Raw genomic sequence first — 15,065 nt, forward strand, 5'->3', positions numbered from 1 at the left:
AAAACGGCCGTTCAGGCGGCCCTGCGCGCGGCGGAGGGGGATTTCACATACAGGCCCTTGCGGCCGGTGACGGGGCGGAAGGCGACGGTCTCGCCTTCCAGCCGTTCATCCATGCCCAGGAACAGGCAGCCGTCGTCGACCAGGCGGCGTTCCAGCCCGTCCAGCACGCGGGCGCGGCGCGAGGGCTCCATGTCCCCGAGCACGTAGCGGCAGAAGATGACGTCGAAACGGGCCTCGTCGGTCGGCTCGTCCAGCAGGTTGGCGCGTCCGAAACGGACGGTGTCGGCCAGTTCGGCGCGGACGCGCCAGTTGTCCTCGGCCGGCTCGAACCAGCGCAGCATGGTCTTGGCGGTCAGACCGCGCTGGATCTCGAAGCCGGTATAGAGGCCTGAACGCGCCTTCTCGATCGCACGCTGCGACAGGTCGGTGGCCGTCAGATCCAGCGGAACGCCGATGTCCAGCCCCGCCATGGCGATCGACCAGGCCTCCTGCCCCGTCGAACATCCGGCGGACCAGACCTTGACCCGGCCGTTCGGCCGGGCGCGCGACAGGGCCGGCAGAAGCTCCTTCTCCAGCACGGTGAACGGGGTGCGATCGCGACGGAACCAGGTTTCGGCGTTCAGCAGGGCCTCGATCACAGCCCAGCCCAGGGAGGCGACCGGATTGGCCCAGAGATTCGTCAGCAGGGCCTCGACATTGGCGTAGCCTTCACGACGCGCGATCGGTCCCAGCCGGTGTTCGGCCAGGTGAATGCGATCCCGCGCCAGCCGATAGCCGGCGCGGGTGGCCAATAGCCCCTGAAGCTTGTCGAAGTCCTCGGGTGTCATGCCGCGATCGCGCCGACCTCCATCAGCTTGGACTGAAGAATTTCGCCGTCAAAAGGTTTCATGACATAGTCGTCGGCGCCGGCGGCCAGGGCCTCGGCGATCCGCTCAGGCCGGGTTTCGATGGTGCAGAACAACACCTTCGGAACCTCTCCTCCGGGCGAGGCGCGCAGGCGGCGCAAGAAGGTCAGCCCGTCCATCACCGGCATGTTCCAGTCGATCAGCAGCACGTCGGGCATGACGCCTGAGCAATAGGCCAGGGCCTCGGCGCCGTCCGCAGCCTCGTCGACCTCGTAGCCGAGGCCCTCTACGATCCGGCGGGCGACCTTGCGAATGATCCGGCTGTCATCGACGATGAGGCAGGTTTTGAAATCCAAGACGGGCTCCCCGGCGCCGGACCTTCAGCAGAAGTCACGCGTCGTAGCAGCATCGCCCGATTCCAGTTAACGAGTCGTTGGGAAAGCCTCACACGGGCATTCGCGCGACCAGGACGACGCGGCCGTCCTCGACCGTCACATGCAGCGAGCCGCCGGCCTCGACCACGGTCAGCCACAGCCAATAGGGCTGGATCCACTGCCCCGCCAGCCCTTCGATCAGGCGCTCGCCGGCCAGGCCCGTGACCGCCTCCGGCTTCAGCCGGGCGCGGGCGCCCTCGGCGAATCCCTCGATGAACAGGAAGCCGTTCTCGACGCGCGACTGGATCACCGCATCGCCCCCCATCGGCAGGGCGCCGACGGTGAGATAGGCCAGATTGGTCAGGGCGCGCGCCTGGGGCTTGGAAAACTCGCCCTCGTGGATGCGCCAGTCCAGCGAGGCGCGCCCGCCCTCGGTCAGACCCGTGACCAGAGACTGAAGCTCGCGTGCGGTGAACCGTTCGCTGGTCGTCGCCGCGCCGAAGGCGACGCGGGCGAAATGGACCAGGGCGACCATCTTGCGGGCGCTCTGTTCGATCAGGGACAGGGCGTCCTCGCGCATGTCCTGGGCCGAAGGATCGCGCATGAGATCCAGGCCCGAGACGATCGCGCCCGACGGGCTGATGAAGTCGTGGCACAGTTTGGCGGCGACATAGGTGGCCAATTCGATTCCGTCGACAGGCAGGTCCAGCGGGGCTTTGGCGGCGTCGGTCGAATTCATGGAGGCCAGCATACTCTCGTCGGCGTTCAGGTCACAGTTCATGTCGTGCGCGAAGCTGACGTGATTTGCCGGTTCATGGAACCGCCGCAATGGTCTATCGAGCCCATAATGACGACCTCCCCCACGAACACCCTGGCCCTCGACCTGGAGTCCGGCGCCCTGGCCCTGGCCATCGCCGAGATCGCCGAAGACGCCGCGCGCCTGATCCTGCCCTACTGGCGCAGCAACACCGCCGTCGAGACCAAGTCGGACGACAGCCCCGTCACCCAGGCCGATCGCGCCGCCGAGGCCCTGATCCTCGAACGGCTGGCCGCCCTCTATCCCGGCGTCCAGACGGTGGCCGAAGAAGCTGTGGCCGCGAACGGCGCCCCGGCCTCGGCCGAGGACTGGTTCTGGCTGATCGACCCGCTGGACGGCACCAAGGGGTTCGTGCGCGGCGGCGAGGCCTTCACCGTCAACATCGCCCTGATGCATGCGGGCTATCCCGTCGCGGGCGTGGTCACGGCTCCGGCGACGGCCACGACCTGGCGCACGGACACGCCGGGCGGCGGCGCCTTCCGTCGCCAGTACGGCGAGCAGCAGGAGGGCGAGGCCCACGCCGGCGCCGAATGGCGGCCGATCAAGGTCCGCGACCGCCCGCAGGAGGGCATGGCCCTGCTGAGCCACAGCGTCACCGACGAAGAGGCCGCGCGTCTGGCCGCCCGCCACGGCTGCACCCGCTGGCAGGGCACGGATTCCTCGCTGAAATTCTGCCTGATCGCCGAGGGCCGCTTCGACGCCTATCCGCGCTCCGGCCCGACCTCGGAATGGGACACTGCGGCCGGTCAGGCCGTGCTGGAAGCCGCCGGCGGCCGCGTCCTGGCCGACGACGGCCAGCGCCTGGCCTACGGCAAGCCCAAATTCCTCAACGGCCCCTTCGTCGCCATGGGCGGCTGAGGCTTAAACCTACAGCCCCGCCTTCCACAGCAGCATCCCGGCCCGGTCGGCCAGGGCCGGGACGCCCAGTTCGTGCGCGGTCAGGACGGCTTCGTTCAGGATCAGGTGCAGGTGGGCGGGCGCAGGGCCGCCCAGGCGATGACGGGCCAGGGCCAGTTCGGCCAGACCGATCTGGTCGGCGGCCCAGTCCAGCGGCGCAGCGGCGGCGAGCCGGTCGTGCAGGCGGGCCTCCATCAGCTCCAGCCCCGCCAGGTCGCGCACAGCCTCGGCCAGGGCGATCTCGCGCGATACCCGGCGTTCGCGCACCAGGGCGCCGATGACTAGGCCGCGCCCCTGGGTCAGGGCCTCGGCCTGGTTCAACAGCATCAGGGGCGTGGCGTCGTCGCCGGCGCGCAGCACCTGAATGACGGCCCAGTCCAGCGGGCTGTGGTCGGGCGTGAACTGATCGGCGGCGGCGTCGAACATCATCCGTCCCTGGGCCAGGGCCTCGGCATGATCGGCGACGGAGGCCAGGGCCGAAAGACCCGCGCCGCACAGGGCCAGGGCGCGAGCGCGCGTCAGGGGGCGATAGTCGGGCGAGGCGTTCTCGACCAGGGCGCCGAGATCGCGTCCGGCCTGGTCCAGCAGGCGGGCGTCCCGCTTGATCACCCCGGTCTCCAGCGCCAGTCCCGCCCGATCCAGCCGCAGTTCGACGTCGTTCGCCCCCGCCTCATGCAGGGCCAGGTCCATCAGGGCGGCGGCGTCCATCAGGGCGGCGGGGTCGCCGGACAGACGGGCCTTGCGTGTCTTGAGCCGGGCATGGATCGAGGACAACTCGCCTGCGGCATGGGACCGACGCGGCCGCCCGGCGGCGTCGAGCGCGGTCAGGGCGCGATCCAGGTGAATCGGATCGCCGCACAGATCGAAGCGCAGCATCAGGGCCTGGGCCTTGTCGATCGCGGCCCGCGCCGCCCGATCCTCGCCCACGGCGGCGCGCACCAGGCTGTCGGCGCAACGGTCGGCGCGGTCCAGGCTGTCGACGGCGCCGCTGCGGCGGGCGTGTTCGCGCCACAGGGCGGCGGCGCGACTCTCGGTCTCGAACGGGCGGGCGCAGGAGACACGACCGGCGTCGGTGGTTTCGCGCCGCGCCTCAGCCGCCAGCAGATCGACGCCGATCAGCTCGACCCAGCCCAGATCCTCGCTCTCGCGGGCCTGGGCGAACAGCTTGCGAAGGTCTCGGCCGAACTCGAACATGCGATGGACGCCTCTAAATCCCGCTTCGGGACGACCAATGCGTCCCCCTGGGGTTCCAATGCAAACGCGACGCCGCCAAGGGGGTTCAGCCTGGCCTTAAGGATGATTTCGTCAATTCAGATCGGGGGTTTTCTGACGACAGCGCTGCAGGGCGGCGCGGGCCTCGGAGGCGTCGGCGTTCAGCCGACGCACGGCCTCGATCCGGGCGCGGGTCTGGTCGGCCTCGGCCGCGCGCGAGGGCTTGCCGGCGGCGGTCGCGGCCTGCATGGCCGCCAGCGACCAGAACAGGGCGGCGTCGTACAGGCGTCTGCCCTCCGCGCTTTCGCCGCCTTCCAGTTCGGACGCGGCCTGGGTCAGGCCGGCGCAGCGCACCGCCTCCTCGTAGGAGACGAGGCCGACGTTCGGCGCGTGCTGAAGCAGCAGACTGGCGATGGTCAGCAGGACCAACATGGGAAGGCTCCATAGACATCCCCCCGGACATCGCCGACATCAGATCACGTTCCGACGACGGGGAGAAGATCGAACACGGGCGCGAATTGGACAGGATTGCGAATAACTGCCGCGCTGAGCTCAAACCCTGTATGCTGCTATGCAGCAAACGGCCGGAACCCGGTTTTCGGTCTCGGCAAGACCCGCAATGGATCGTCATGCTCTACGCCTTTCATGAACTCGCCTATCAGTCGGCCCTGCCGTTTAGGGTCGGGGCCCAGATGGCCCGGCGCTTCTGGACCTCGCCGTTCAATCCGGCGGCGGACACGGCGGTCGGACGCACCGCCTACGCCTCGGCCGAACTGTTCGAGAGCGTCACCCGGCGCTACGGCAAACCGGACTGGAAGCTGGAAGCCATCGAGATCGCCGGCAAGCCGGTGCGCACCGTCGAACAGGTGATCTGGCAGAGCCCCTGGTGCCGCCTGGTCCGGTTCGCCCGCAATATCGGCGACCTGAAACGGGCCGGAAAGCCGGCCTCCGGCCCCGCCGTCCTGGTCGTCGCGCCCCTGTCGGGCCACTACGCCACCCTGCTGCGCGGCACGGTCGAGGCCTTTCTTCAGGACCACGACGTCTATGTGACCGACTGGATCAACGCCCGCCAGGTGCCGTTGCTGGAAGGCCGGTTCGATTTCTTCGACTATATCGACCACGTCCGGCGGATGCTGGCCGAGATCGGCGGCCGGGCCCATGTGGTCGGGGTCTGCCAGCCGGGGCCGCCCGTGCTGGCCGCCTGCGCCATGATGGCCGAGGACGGCGACGAGAACCGCCCCCTCTCCATGACCTTCATGGGCTCGCCCATCGACGCCCGGCTGTCGCCGACCGTGACCAACCAGTTGGCGGAGGAAAAGCCCTTCACCTGGTTCCGGTCGAACATGATCCACACCGTGCCCCTGCCCTATGCGGGGTTCGGGCGGCGGGTCTATCCGGGCTTCGTCCAGCTCTACAGCTTCATGTCGATGAACGAAGAGCGCCATCGCGACGCCCACTGGGACTATTTCAACAGCCTGATCGACGGCGACGGCGACGGGGTCGAGAAGCACGAGGAATTCTACGACGAATATCTGTCGGTGCTGGACCTGACCGAGGAATTCTACCTCCAGACCATCGACATCGTCTTCCAGCAGCATCTGCTGGCGCGCGGCCTGCTGGAGCATCGCGGACGCAAGGTCGATCTGACGAAGATCACCGACATCGGCCTGATGACGGTCGAGGGCGAGAAGGACGACATCTCCGGCGTCGGCCAGACCCAGGCGGCCCACGGCCTGTGCCCCAACATCCCCGAGGACCGACGGGTGCTGTACGTCCAGCCCAACGTGGGCCATTACGGCGTCTTCAACGGTCGTCGCTTCCGTGACGAGATCTATCCCCGCGTCCGCGATTTCATCGCCCAGAACGAGGCCCTCGGTGGCGTATCGCAACGGTCAGCGTCTGCCGCTTGACGACGGGGGCTTGGGCTCCGGTTCCGGCCCCACACTGAGACTGTCGGTCAATCCCCGCGCCCGGCGTCTGTCGGTGCGGATCGATGCGCGCGCGGGCGAGGCGGTGGTGATCGCCCCGACCGAGCGCGGCCTGGCCCAGGCCGTGGCCTTCGCCCGTTCGAAAAGCGTCTGGATCTCCGAACGCCTGGCGGTGCGGCCCAAGGGCCGACCGCTGGAGCCCGGCCAGGTCATCTCATTGCGCGGCCGCCCGGTCCGCCTGGAGGCGACGCCCGGCGCCGGCGCAGCCCGCCTGGTCGAAGACGGAACCGTCATCCGCTCGGGCGGCGAGGGCGAGGCCTACGCCCGCCGGGTCGAGAACCTGCTGAAGCGCGAGGCGCGCAGCACGCTGTTGGACCGCACCGACCATCATCTGCGCGCCCTGGGCCAGGCGCCGGTCACGGTCTCCATCGCCGACACCCGATCCCGCTGGGGCTCGTGCAGCCCGCACAACCGCACCATCCGCTATTCCTGGCGCGTCATCATGGCCCCGCCGCCGGTCATCGACTATCTGGCCGCCCACGAGGTCGCCCACCTGGTCCACGCCGACCACAGCCCGGCCTACTGGTCGGTCGTCGAACGCCTGGTCGGCGACCACAAGCCCTGGCGCAAATGGCTGAAGGACTATGGTGCGGCCCTGCACGCCGTGGGGCGATAGAACCCACTCCTCCCCCCTTGGGGGAGGTGGATCGGCGCGTAGCGCCGAGACGGAGGGGGCAAGAGAGCGCCGCTAAGGCGGCGCCTCCACAAATGGCGGGCCTGTGTCGCCCCCCTCCACCCCCGCGCGAAGAGCGCGGCGGTCCCCCTCCCCCTTGGGGGAGGATCAGAAGAACAACGGGTCGCTTCGCTTCTCGGCCGGCAAACGGCCTTCGAGCTGTTGGTCCGGCGTGTCGCGCGGGGCGGGCTGGGGCGAGGTGGGGCGAACGACCGGCGCCCTCGACGCCGGTTGAGACGGCTGCTGGGCCGGCTCTTCCACATAGGGATCGCCCAGGCTCGGATCGACCGGCTCGACCGGGGCTCCACCTTCGTCCAGACCGCCCTGGCCCAGACCCGACATCAGATCGCCGACGGGATCCGGCGCGGTCCAGCCCTCGGGCATGGGCGGGCCGTCCGGGATGCGCGGCGCGTTCAGGCGCGGCAGGGCCGCCTCCATGAAGCCCTTCCAGATGGCGGCGGGCGACGAGCCGCCGGTCACGCCGCGCATGGCGGTGTTGTCGTCCTTGCCCACCCAGACGGCGGTGACGAAGCCGCCGGTGTAGCCGACGAACCAGGCGTCCTTGTAGTCCGAGGTCGTGCCCGACTTGCCCGCCAGATCGCGCCCGGCGATGGCCGCGCTGCGCCCGGTGCCCGAGGTCATGACCCCGCGCAACATCTGGTTCATATAGTACAGCGACGGATTGTTGATCGCCTGGCCGCTCTGGCCGCTGGCCCGCTGATAGATGACCCGGCCCTGGGGGGTGCGGATGCGGCTGATGCCATAGGCCTCGACCCGGCGGCCGCCGTTGGCGAAGGCGTCATAGGCGGTGGCCATCTCCAGCGGCGAGACCTCGACGGCGCCCAGGGCCATGGCGGGCTCCAGACCGATGCGGCTCTCGATGCCCAGGCGCCGCGCGGCGCGGGCCACGCTGTCGCGTCCGATCTGGTCGGCGACATAGGCCGCCACCGTATTGGTCGACTGGGCCACGGCCTGGGCCAGGGTCATGTTTCCGCTGAAGGTGTTGGAATAGTTCTTGGGCGACCAGTTGCCGATGGTGATGGGCTGATCGACCACCGGGGTTTGGGGCGTATAGCCGGCCTCGACCGCCGCCAGATAGACGAAGGGCTTGAAGGCCGAGCCCGCCTGGCGACGCGCCTCGACGGCGCGGTTGAACTGGCTGTCGGCATAGGAGCCGCCGCCGATCATGGCCCGCACCCGGCCGTCGCCGTCCAGGGCGACCAGGGCCGCCTGTTCGACGCCCTTGCGCTCGTCACGGTCCAGAATGCGGCGCACCGACCGTTCGGCGGCCGTCTGCAGCGTCAGGTCCAGGGTGGTCTCGACCACCATGTCCTCGGTCGGTTCGCCGACCAGGCCGCGGATCGACTGGTCCAGCCAGTCGATGAAATACTGGGCGTGCTGGGTCGCCAGGGTGCGCGACACGATGATCGGCTGGGTCACGGCCTCCTCGCGCTGGGCGGCGGTGATGACCCCGGCCTCTTCCATCTCGTTCAGCACGACGGTGGCGCGGGTGGCGGCCCGCTCGCTTTCGGACACGGGCGAATAACGCGACGGGGCCTTCAGCAGCCCGGCCAGAAGCGCGGCCTCGCCTACCGTCAGATCCTTGGCCGACTTGTCGAAATAGCGTTGCGACGCCGCCTCGATCCCATAGGCGCCGGCGCCGAAATAGACCCGGTTCAGATACAGGGCCAAGATCTCCTTCTTGGAGAATTTCATCTCCAGCCACACCGCCAGCATCAGTTCCTGCACCTTGCGGCGCAGGTTCTGGTCGGGCGTCAGGAACAGGTTCTTGGCCAGTTGCTGCGTCAGGGTCGAGCCGCCCTGCACCACCCGGCCGGCGCGCATATTGGTCGCCGCCGCCCGCATCATGCCGATGGGGTCGAAACCGGGGTGGTGATAGAAGCGCCGGTCCTCGATGGCGATGAAGGCGGCCGGCACATAGTCGGGCAGGGAGTCCAGATCGGCGGGCGGCGCCATCTGGGTGCCCCGGGTGGCGATCAGGGCGCCGTTGCGGTCCAGATAGGTGATCGAGGGCTGACGATCGACATTATACAGGCTTGAGGTGTCGGGCAGGCCGCGCGCGAACACGGCGAAGAAGACCACCAGGAAGATCAGTCCCCAGACGGCCAGCACCACGCCCCAGTAGAGCGCCTGTTGCAGCCGCGTGCGAGCCGGCTTTGCGCCGCCCTGCTGCCCGCCCCCGAACCCTGGACCCGCCATGACTTTCCTTCAGATGCCGCGCTCAGCGGGATTAAGCTCTACGGACATGTATCGCGTATGAACCGCCGCCGAAACGGCCCCGTCGATATCACGCGACCGTGAGCGGCTATTTCGCCGAAAGAAAGGCGTCCAGTTCGCCGTAGAAGGCCTGGGGCTGGTCCAGCATGATGAAATGGGCGCTGTCGTCGATCCGTTTCAGGGTCACGCCGGGCAGGTTGGCGAAGGACATCTGATAGATGGCGTCGGTGATCTGGGGCGTCATGCGCGGATCGTTGAACTTGACGTACAGCACTTCGGTCGGGGCCGTGATCCTGGTCAGTTCGGGCCGCAGGTCGGTGGTCACCAGCTCGCGGAAGGCGGCGGCCGAGACCTTCTGGTCGCTGGCCCGCATGTCTTCCAGCGCCGCCTCGCGGCGGCTCTCGGTATTGATCATGCCGGTGATGGCCGTCGTCGCCTGGGCGACATAGGCCTCGCGCGGGCTGCCGGCCTGCGCGGCCCAGATCTGGTCCGCGACCGGCGTCACCGCCTCGGCCGTGGTTCCGGGCGGGCCGAACATGGCGCCCATGAAGGGGATCATGTCCACCACCATCAGCTTGCCGACGCTGTCCGGATGGCGCACCGCCAACATCAGGCCGATGGTCCCGCCCATCGAATGGCCGACGACGGCCGGCTTGATCAGCTCCTGCTCGCGGATATAGCGGGCGATCTCCTCGGCGACCGGGGCGGCGACCGGCGTCGGCGTCGCGCCTTGAGCATTGCCCTCGGCCGGGGCGCCCGCGAAACCCTGGACATGGATGCGATGGACGCGCCAGCCGACGCCGTCCTGGGCCGTCAGGTGATCCACCGTCCCCTGCCAGATCTCGGGCGAGGAGCTGAGGCCGGGGATCAGGATGATGTCGCGTCCGTCCATATCCCCGTCCACGCGGACGTGGATGCGGTCGGAGGCGAACTCCGCGTGATGATGACCGTGGCCGACCTCGGGATGGGCCCCATGCCCGTCCTGGGCCCCAGCCGGAGTTTGAACAGCGGTGGCGGCGAACAGCACGGCGGCGAAACCTAAGGCGCGAAACATGGCGAAACTCCCCTGTGAGACGGCCGTTATGCCACCTCTACTTTATCTTGCAAAGTTCTCTATGAGCTCCGGGAGGACAGACCCCGCGTCCCTCTGTTAGAAGGCGCTCATGAAGCCTGTAGACGCTCCCCCCGTCCAGTCCCCTCAAGCCGAAGCCGCCCCCTCAAAGGCGGGCGCCCAGCCCTTCGGCAAGGGATTCGTCGCCGACGCCTGGTACTTCGTCGCCCTGTCCCGCGACGTCGCTCCGGCCGGCTTGAAACGCTACGAGATCATGGGCGAGCCCGTCCTGATCGGCCGCACACGCGCGGGCGCCGTCTATGCGATGCGCGACATCTGCCCCCACCGCGCCGCGCCCCTGTCAGCCGGGAAACTGGTCGAAAAGCCCGGCGAGGGCGAGACCATCGAATGCCCCTATCACGGCTGGCGCTTCCGCCCCGACGGGGTCTGCGCCGCCATTCCGTCCCTGGTCGAGGACCAGGCGTTCGAGGCCAATCGCATCAAGGTGCGCGCCTTTCCGGTGCGCGAGAGCCAGGGCATGGTCTTCGTCTGGATGGCGTCCGACGCCCGCAATCCGATGGAGCCGGACCACGCGCCCCCCGTCTTCCCGGGCGTGGTCGGATCAGGCCCGAAACTGGTCGAGGCGATGGAGTTCGACAGCCATATCGACCACGCTGTCGTCGGCCTGATGGACCCGGCCCACGGGCCGTATGTCCACCAGCAATGGTGGTGGCGGTCCGAACATTCGATGCACGAAAAGGCCAAGGCCTTCGCTCCCGCCGACTTCGGCTGGGCCATGGTGCGTCACACCCCCTCATCCAACAGCCGGCTCTACAGGATCCTGGGCGGCGCCCCGGCGACGGAGATCACCTTCCGCCTGCCCGGCTATCGCTGGGAGCATATCCAGGTCGGGGAGAAACAGGTCCTGGCCCTGACCTGCCTGACCCCGATCAGCGAGACCAGGACCCGCATCACCCAGATCTTCTGGTCGGACCACTGGGTCTTCGACCTGGCCAAGCCCTTCCTGCGCATGGGGGTGGTCGCCTTCCTGAAACAGGACGGCGGCATGGTGAACCTGCAGAACGAAGGCCTGCGCTACGACCCCGCCCTGATCTGGATCGACGACGCCGACAAACAGGCCAAATGGTACCAGCAGCTGAAGCGCGAATGGGCGAAGAGCCGGGCTGAGGGGCGGGAGTTCGTCAACCCGATCCAGCCCACGACGCTGCGGTGGAAGAGCTGAATCCGCTTCCTTCTCCCCTTGCGGGAGAAGGTGGCCCGAAGGGCCGGATGAGGGGTTGTTAGATGTTGGGTCGGACAGGGTCGTCGTGCATCCGCCGCCCCCTCATCCGACCTCGCTGCGCTCGGCCACCTTCTCCCGCAAGGGGAGAAGGAAGAATCGTTTACAGCCTCAATCCGGCTTCACCGGCCAGATCGGCCAGTTTCACCATCGGCCGCGGGCCCCAGTGGGCGATGACTTCGGAGGCGGCCAGCGAGCCCAGCTTGCCGGCCTCTTCCAGCGTCAGGCCGCGCGCGACGCCCAGCAGGAAGCCGGCGGCGTACTGGTCGCCGGCGCCCGTGGTGTCGATGACCTTGGCGACCGGATAGGCGGCGACCGTCACCCGCTCGTCGCCGGCGATCACCACCGAGCCGTGCTCGCCACGCGTCACGGCGGCGATCTCGACGATGGCGGCCAGTTTCGCGGCGGCGGCGTCAAAATCTTCGGTTTCGAACAGGGCGGCCAGTTCGGCTTCGTTGGCCAGGACGATGTCGGCCGACTGTTCGATGAAGCTCAGCAGTTCGGCCCGCCAGCGGGCGACGACGAAGGTGTCCGACAGGGTGATGGCCACCTTGCGGCCGGCCTTGTGCGCGGCGGCGGCGGCGCGTTCGAAGGCGGCGCGGGCCGGGGCCGGGTCGAACAGATAGCCTTCCAGATAGACGATCTGGCTGGCCCCGATCAGGGCCTCGTCGATGTCGTCGGCGTACAGCTGGTTGGCGGCGCCCAGGAAGGTCGCCATGGTCCGCGCCCCGTCCGACAGGACGTTGATCAGGCAACGGCCGGTGCCGAAGCCGTTGTCCGCCCCGCCGTTCAGGACCGGGGTGTCGAAGTGGACGCCGGCGGCGCGGATGTCGTGGCTGAACACCTCGCCCAGGACATCATCGGCCACCTTGCCGATATAGGCCGCCCGGCCGCCGAACGAGCCGACGCCCGCCACGGTGTTGCCGGCCGATCCGCCCGAGGCCTCGACCCCCGGCGCCATGGCGTCATACAGGGCGGCGCTGCGTTCGGCGTCGACCAGCTGCATCGAGTTGGGGGCCAGGTCCTGGGCCGTCAGGAAGGCGGCGTCACAGGGGCTGAGCACGTCGACGATGGCGTTGCCGACAGCGCAGACGTCATATTGGGCGGTGTTCTGGGTCATGGTCGCGCCTTAGCGGTTGAAGGCCCGCACGTCACCCGAAAACATATAAGGAAGCCCTTATATGCGTCGGCGGGTTGCGATACGGAGGCGTCATGACCCAGATCGCCGTCCTGACCCCCGATCCGACCGACAAATCCTACATCGGCCGCTGGCCCGAGGTGCTGACAAGGCTGACGGCGACGCTGGAAGGGACCGGCGCGACGGTTACGGCGACGCCCTGGACCGATCATGTCGAGGACGCCTCGGCTCTGGCCGCCTATGACCTGATCCTGCCGGTCATCGCCTGGGGCTATCACCGCGACCATGCCCGCTGGCTGAAGGCCTGCGTGACCTGGACCGAAGCGGGCCTGCCGGTCGCCAATTCGGCCTCGGTGCTGGGCTGGAACTCGGACAAGACCTATCTGGCGCGACTGGTCGACAAGGGCGTGCCCATTCCGCCGACGCGGTCGAGCGAGGCGATCACTCAGGACCAGGTGGATGCGGCCTTTGCGGAAACTGGAGCCCCGGTGCTGATCGTCAAGCCGACCGTCTCGGCCGGAGCCTTCCGCACCCTGCGTCTCACGCCCGGCCAGCCTCTGACCGATGCCCCGCAAGGCCCGGCCATGATCCAGCCCTATCTGAAATCGATCGAGACCGAGGGCGAGACCTCGCTGCTCTTCTTCGGCGGCCGGTTCAGCCATGCGGTCAACAAGCGGCCTGTGCCCGGCGACTTCCGCATCCAGATCCAGTTCGGCGGCCTCTATACGGCCGTGACGCCGGACGCGGCGGCGATGGCCCTGGCCGAACAGGTGCTGGCCGCCATCGAGGAGCCGCTGCTCTACGCCCGCATTGATATGGCCCGCGACGACGCCGGCGCCTGGGTGCTGATGGAGGCGGAACTGATCGAGCCCGACTTCTACTTGGACCATGATCCGGCCGACGGCGCTGGGTTCGCCCGCGCCGTCAGCGAACGGCTGGGCGGCTAGAAGCCCGCCTGACGCGAGCGGGCCGGCGCCCGAACGGCCGCAAAGGCCGCGATCCGGGCGTGGGCGTCACGAATCGGGGCCGGGGCGCGGTCGGCGCCGCCTTCGCTGACCTGGAACCGTCCGACCAGTTGCGTCAGGTCCGACGCCTCGCGGCTCAGGCTCAGGCTGGCGGCGGTCGATTCCTCGACCATCGCGGCGTTTTGCTGGGTGACCTGGTCCATCTCGTTCACGGCCGTATTGACCTCGGCTAGGGCCAGGGCCTGTTCCTGGGTCGAGGCGCGAATCTCGCCCATCAGATGGGTGATGTCGTTGATGCGCACGGCGATGGCCGACAGGGCCTCGCCGGATTCGCGGACCAGCACGACCCCGCTCTTGACCTGGGTGCTGCTGGTCGAGATCAGGGTCTTGATCTCCCGCGCCGAGTCCGCCGACCGCTGGGCCAGGGCCCGAACTTCGGAGGCCACCACGGCAAAGCCGCGACCGGCTTCGCCCGCGCGCGCCGCCTCGACCCCGGCGTTCAGGGCCAGAAGGTTGGTCTGGAAGGCGATTTCATCGATGACGCCGATGATCTGGCCGATCTGATCTGAGGATTTCTCGATCTCGCCCATGGCTGTGATGGCGCGCTGGACGACGGCGCCGCCAGTCTCGGCCTGGCTGCGGGTCTGGCCCACGACCACATCCGCAGCCTGAGCGTTCTCAGCCGCCTTGCGGACGGTGGCGGTGATCTCGTCCAGGGCGGCGGCGGTCTGCTCCAGACCGGCGGCCTGACGTTCGGTGCGACGCGACAGATCCTCGGCTGCGCTGCTGATTTCATTGGCGCCCGACTGCATGGACCCCGCGTTGCCGCGGATGACGGCGACCGCCTCATCCAGGGCCGCCATGGCGCGGTTGAAGTCCTCGCGCAGAATGGCGTAGTCGCCGGGGAAGGCCTCGCCGATCCGATACGACAGGTCGCCGGCCGCCATGGCCGACAGGCCGCGCCCCGTGGCCTGGACGACGGAAGCCTGAACTTCGGCCGCCACGCGATCAGCCTCGGCGCGGCGCTCGCGCTCGACCTCCGCAGCCGTGACGTCGGTCGCGAACTTGACGACCTTGTAGGGTTTGCCGTCAGCGCCGAAGATCGGGTTGTAACTGGCCTCGATCACTGCACGGGCGCCGCCCTTGCCATAGCGGATGAACTTGTCTGCGATGAACTCGCCCGCGTTCAGCCGACGCCAGAAGTCCGTGTAGGCGGGCGAGGCGGCCTCGGCGGGGTCCATCAGCATGCGGTGATGGCGGCCCTTAACCTCGGCCAGCTCATAGCCGATCACCGCGAGGAAGTTCGGATTGGCCGAGATGATGGTGCCGTCCAGCTCGAACTCGATCACGGCCTGCGACCGCTGAACCGCCGCCATCATGCTGCGCAGCTCGGCGGTCTCCGCCGCATCGGGGGAGGGGCGGGGCTGGAAGAAGGATTTCATGACGGACGTTCTACGCGAGCAGTTGATGTCCTGAATCGTGACATCAATTCGTTACGACGCGGCGCCCATGTATTTAGCCTCGACAAGCATCCAAATAGTGCATCCACTCGTATTTGGAATAAGCG

14 protein-coding genes are annotated in these 15,065 nt (G+C 68.4%); 5 read left to right on the plus strand and 9 right to left on the minus strand.

Features of this window, described 5'->3' with window-relative positions; genetic code table 11:
• Positions 1 to 11: 11 nt before the first annotated feature.
• The 3 genes from AC1RSI_RS02060 to chpT all read right to left on the minus strand — a co-directional run bounded on the left by AC1RSI_RS02060 (position 12) and on the right by chpT (position 2,000).
• Positions 12 to 827 carry a CheR family methyltransferase gene (locus tag AC1RSI_RS02060; RefSeq protein WP_008259147.1) on the minus strand — a complete coding sequence of 272 codons (816 nt, stop codon included), beginning with the start codon at positions 825 to 827 and terminating at the stop codon, positions 12 to 14.
• Positions 824 to 1,201, minus strand: a complete 378-nt coding sequence (locus AC1RSI_RS02065; protein ID WP_008263303.1) for a response regulator — start codon at positions 1,199 to 1,201, stop codon at positions 824 to 826. The genes AC1RSI_RS02060 and AC1RSI_RS02065 overlap by 4 nt, the downstream gene beginning before the upstream one ends.
• Positions 1,202 to 1,289: 88 nt before the next feature.
• On the minus strand, positions 1,290 to 2,000 hold the full coding sequence (chpT, locus tag AC1RSI_RS02070; RefSeq protein ID WP_008259610.1) for a histidine phosphotransferase ChpT: 711 nt from the start codon (positions 1,998 to 2,000) through the stop codon (positions 1,290 to 1,292).
• 66 nt (positions 2,001 to 2,066) lie between these two features.
• Between chpT and cysQ the strand changes: the two genes are divergently transcribed.
• The gene (cysQ, locus tag AC1RSI_RS02075; RefSeq protein ID WP_154726677.1) at positions 2,067 to 2,894 is read left to right on the plus strand and encodes a 3'(2'),5'-bisphosphate nucleotidase CysQ; all 828 of its coding nucleotides are present in this window, start codon (positions 2,067 to 2,069) and stop codon (positions 2,892 to 2,894) included.
• A 9-nt stretch (positions 2,895 to 2,903) separates the two neighbouring features.
• On the opposite strand, the gene AC1RSI_RS02080 is transcribed toward cysQ, so the two are convergent.
• Positions 2,904 to 4,127: a hypothetical protein gene (locus AC1RSI_RS02080; protein WP_154726678.1), complete on the minus strand. Its 1,224-nt coding sequence runs from the start codon at positions 4,125 to 4,127 to the stop codon at positions 2,904 to 2,906.
• Between the two features lie 111 nt (positions 4,128 to 4,238).
• Positions 4,239 to 4,577: a hypothetical protein gene (locus tag AC1RSI_RS02085; RefSeq protein ID WP_154726679.1), complete on the minus strand. Its 339-nt coding sequence runs from the start codon at positions 4,575 to 4,577 to the stop codon at positions 4,239 to 4,241.
• Positions 4,578 to 4,774: 197 nt separating this feature from the next.
• Here AC1RSI_RS02085 and AC1RSI_RS02090 point away from each other — a divergent pair, with 197 nt between their 5' ends.
• Together AC1RSI_RS02090 and AC1RSI_RS02095 are read left to right on the plus strand one after the other, a co-directional pair.
• The gene (locus AC1RSI_RS02090; protein ID WP_035308086.1) at positions 4,775 to 6,055 is read left to right on the plus strand and encodes a polyhydroxyalkanoate depolymerase; all 1,281 of its coding nucleotides are present in this window, start codon (positions 4,775 to 4,777) and stop codon (positions 6,053 to 6,055) included.
• On the plus strand, positions 6,021 to 6,749 hold the full coding sequence (locus AC1RSI_RS02095) for a M48 family metallopeptidase (RefSeq protein WP_008258663.1): 729 nt from the start codon (positions 6,021 to 6,023) through the stop codon (positions 6,747 to 6,749). Before AC1RSI_RS02090 ends, AC1RSI_RS02095 begins: the two co-directional genes overlap by 35 nt.
• A gap of 165 nt (positions 6,750 to 6,914) precedes the next feature.
• Here the strand turns inward: AC1RSI_RS02095 and AC1RSI_RS02100 are convergent, their stop codons facing one another.
• Together AC1RSI_RS02100 and AC1RSI_RS02105 are read right to left on the minus strand one after the other, a co-directional pair.
• Positions 6,915 to 9,026 (minus strand): PBP1A family penicillin-binding protein, encoded by a 2,112-nt coding sequence (locus tag AC1RSI_RS02100; RefSeq protein ID WP_447941406.1) that lies wholly within the window; start codon positions 9,024 to 9,026, stop codon positions 6,915 to 6,917.
• Between the two features lie 106 nt (positions 9,027 to 9,132).
• Positions 9,133 to 10,098, minus strand: coding sequence for an alpha/beta fold hydrolase (locus AC1RSI_RS02105; RefSeq protein ID WP_035307260.1), 966 nt, complete (start codon positions 10,096 to 10,098; stop codon positions 9,133 to 9,135).
• 109 nt (positions 10,099 to 10,207) lie between these two features.
• Here AC1RSI_RS02105 and AC1RSI_RS02110 point away from each other — a divergent pair, with 109 nt between their 5' ends.
• Positions 10,208 to 11,338 carry an aromatic ring-hydroxylating oxygenase subunit alpha gene (locus AC1RSI_RS02110; RefSeq protein ID WP_035307262.1) on the plus strand — a complete coding sequence of 377 codons (1,131 nt, stop codon included), beginning with the start codon at positions 10,208 to 10,210 and terminating at the stop codon, positions 11,336 to 11,338.
• Positions 11,339 to 11,498: 160 nt separating this feature from the next.
• On the opposite strand, the gene AC1RSI_RS02115 is transcribed toward AC1RSI_RS02110, so the two are convergent.
• A complete protein-coding gene (locus AC1RSI_RS02115; RefSeq protein WP_008258937.1) occupies positions 11,499 to 12,515 on the minus strand; it encodes an adenosine kinase in 1,017 nt (338 codons plus the stop codon).
• A 92-nt stretch (positions 12,516 to 12,607) separates the two neighbouring features.
• Here AC1RSI_RS02115 and AC1RSI_RS02120 point away from each other — a divergent pair, with 92 nt between their 5' ends.
• On the plus strand, positions 12,608 to 13,480 hold the full coding sequence (locus tag AC1RSI_RS02120) for an ATP-grasp domain-containing protein (RefSeq protein ID WP_008263468.1): 873 nt from the start codon (positions 12,608 to 12,610) through the stop codon (positions 13,478 to 13,480).
• On the opposite strand, the gene AC1RSI_RS02125 is transcribed toward AC1RSI_RS02120, so the two are convergent.
• A complete protein-coding gene (locus AC1RSI_RS02125) occupies positions 13,477 to 14,940 on the minus strand; it encodes a methyl-accepting chemotaxis protein (protein WP_154726140.1) in 1,464 nt (487 codons plus the stop codon). The genes AC1RSI_RS02120 and AC1RSI_RS02125 overlap by 4 nt on opposite strands.
• Positions 14,941 to 15,065 lie beyond the last annotated feature (125 nt).

The sequence above is a fragment of the Brevundimonas sp. GW821-FHT10E09 genome (assembly GCF_058809375.1).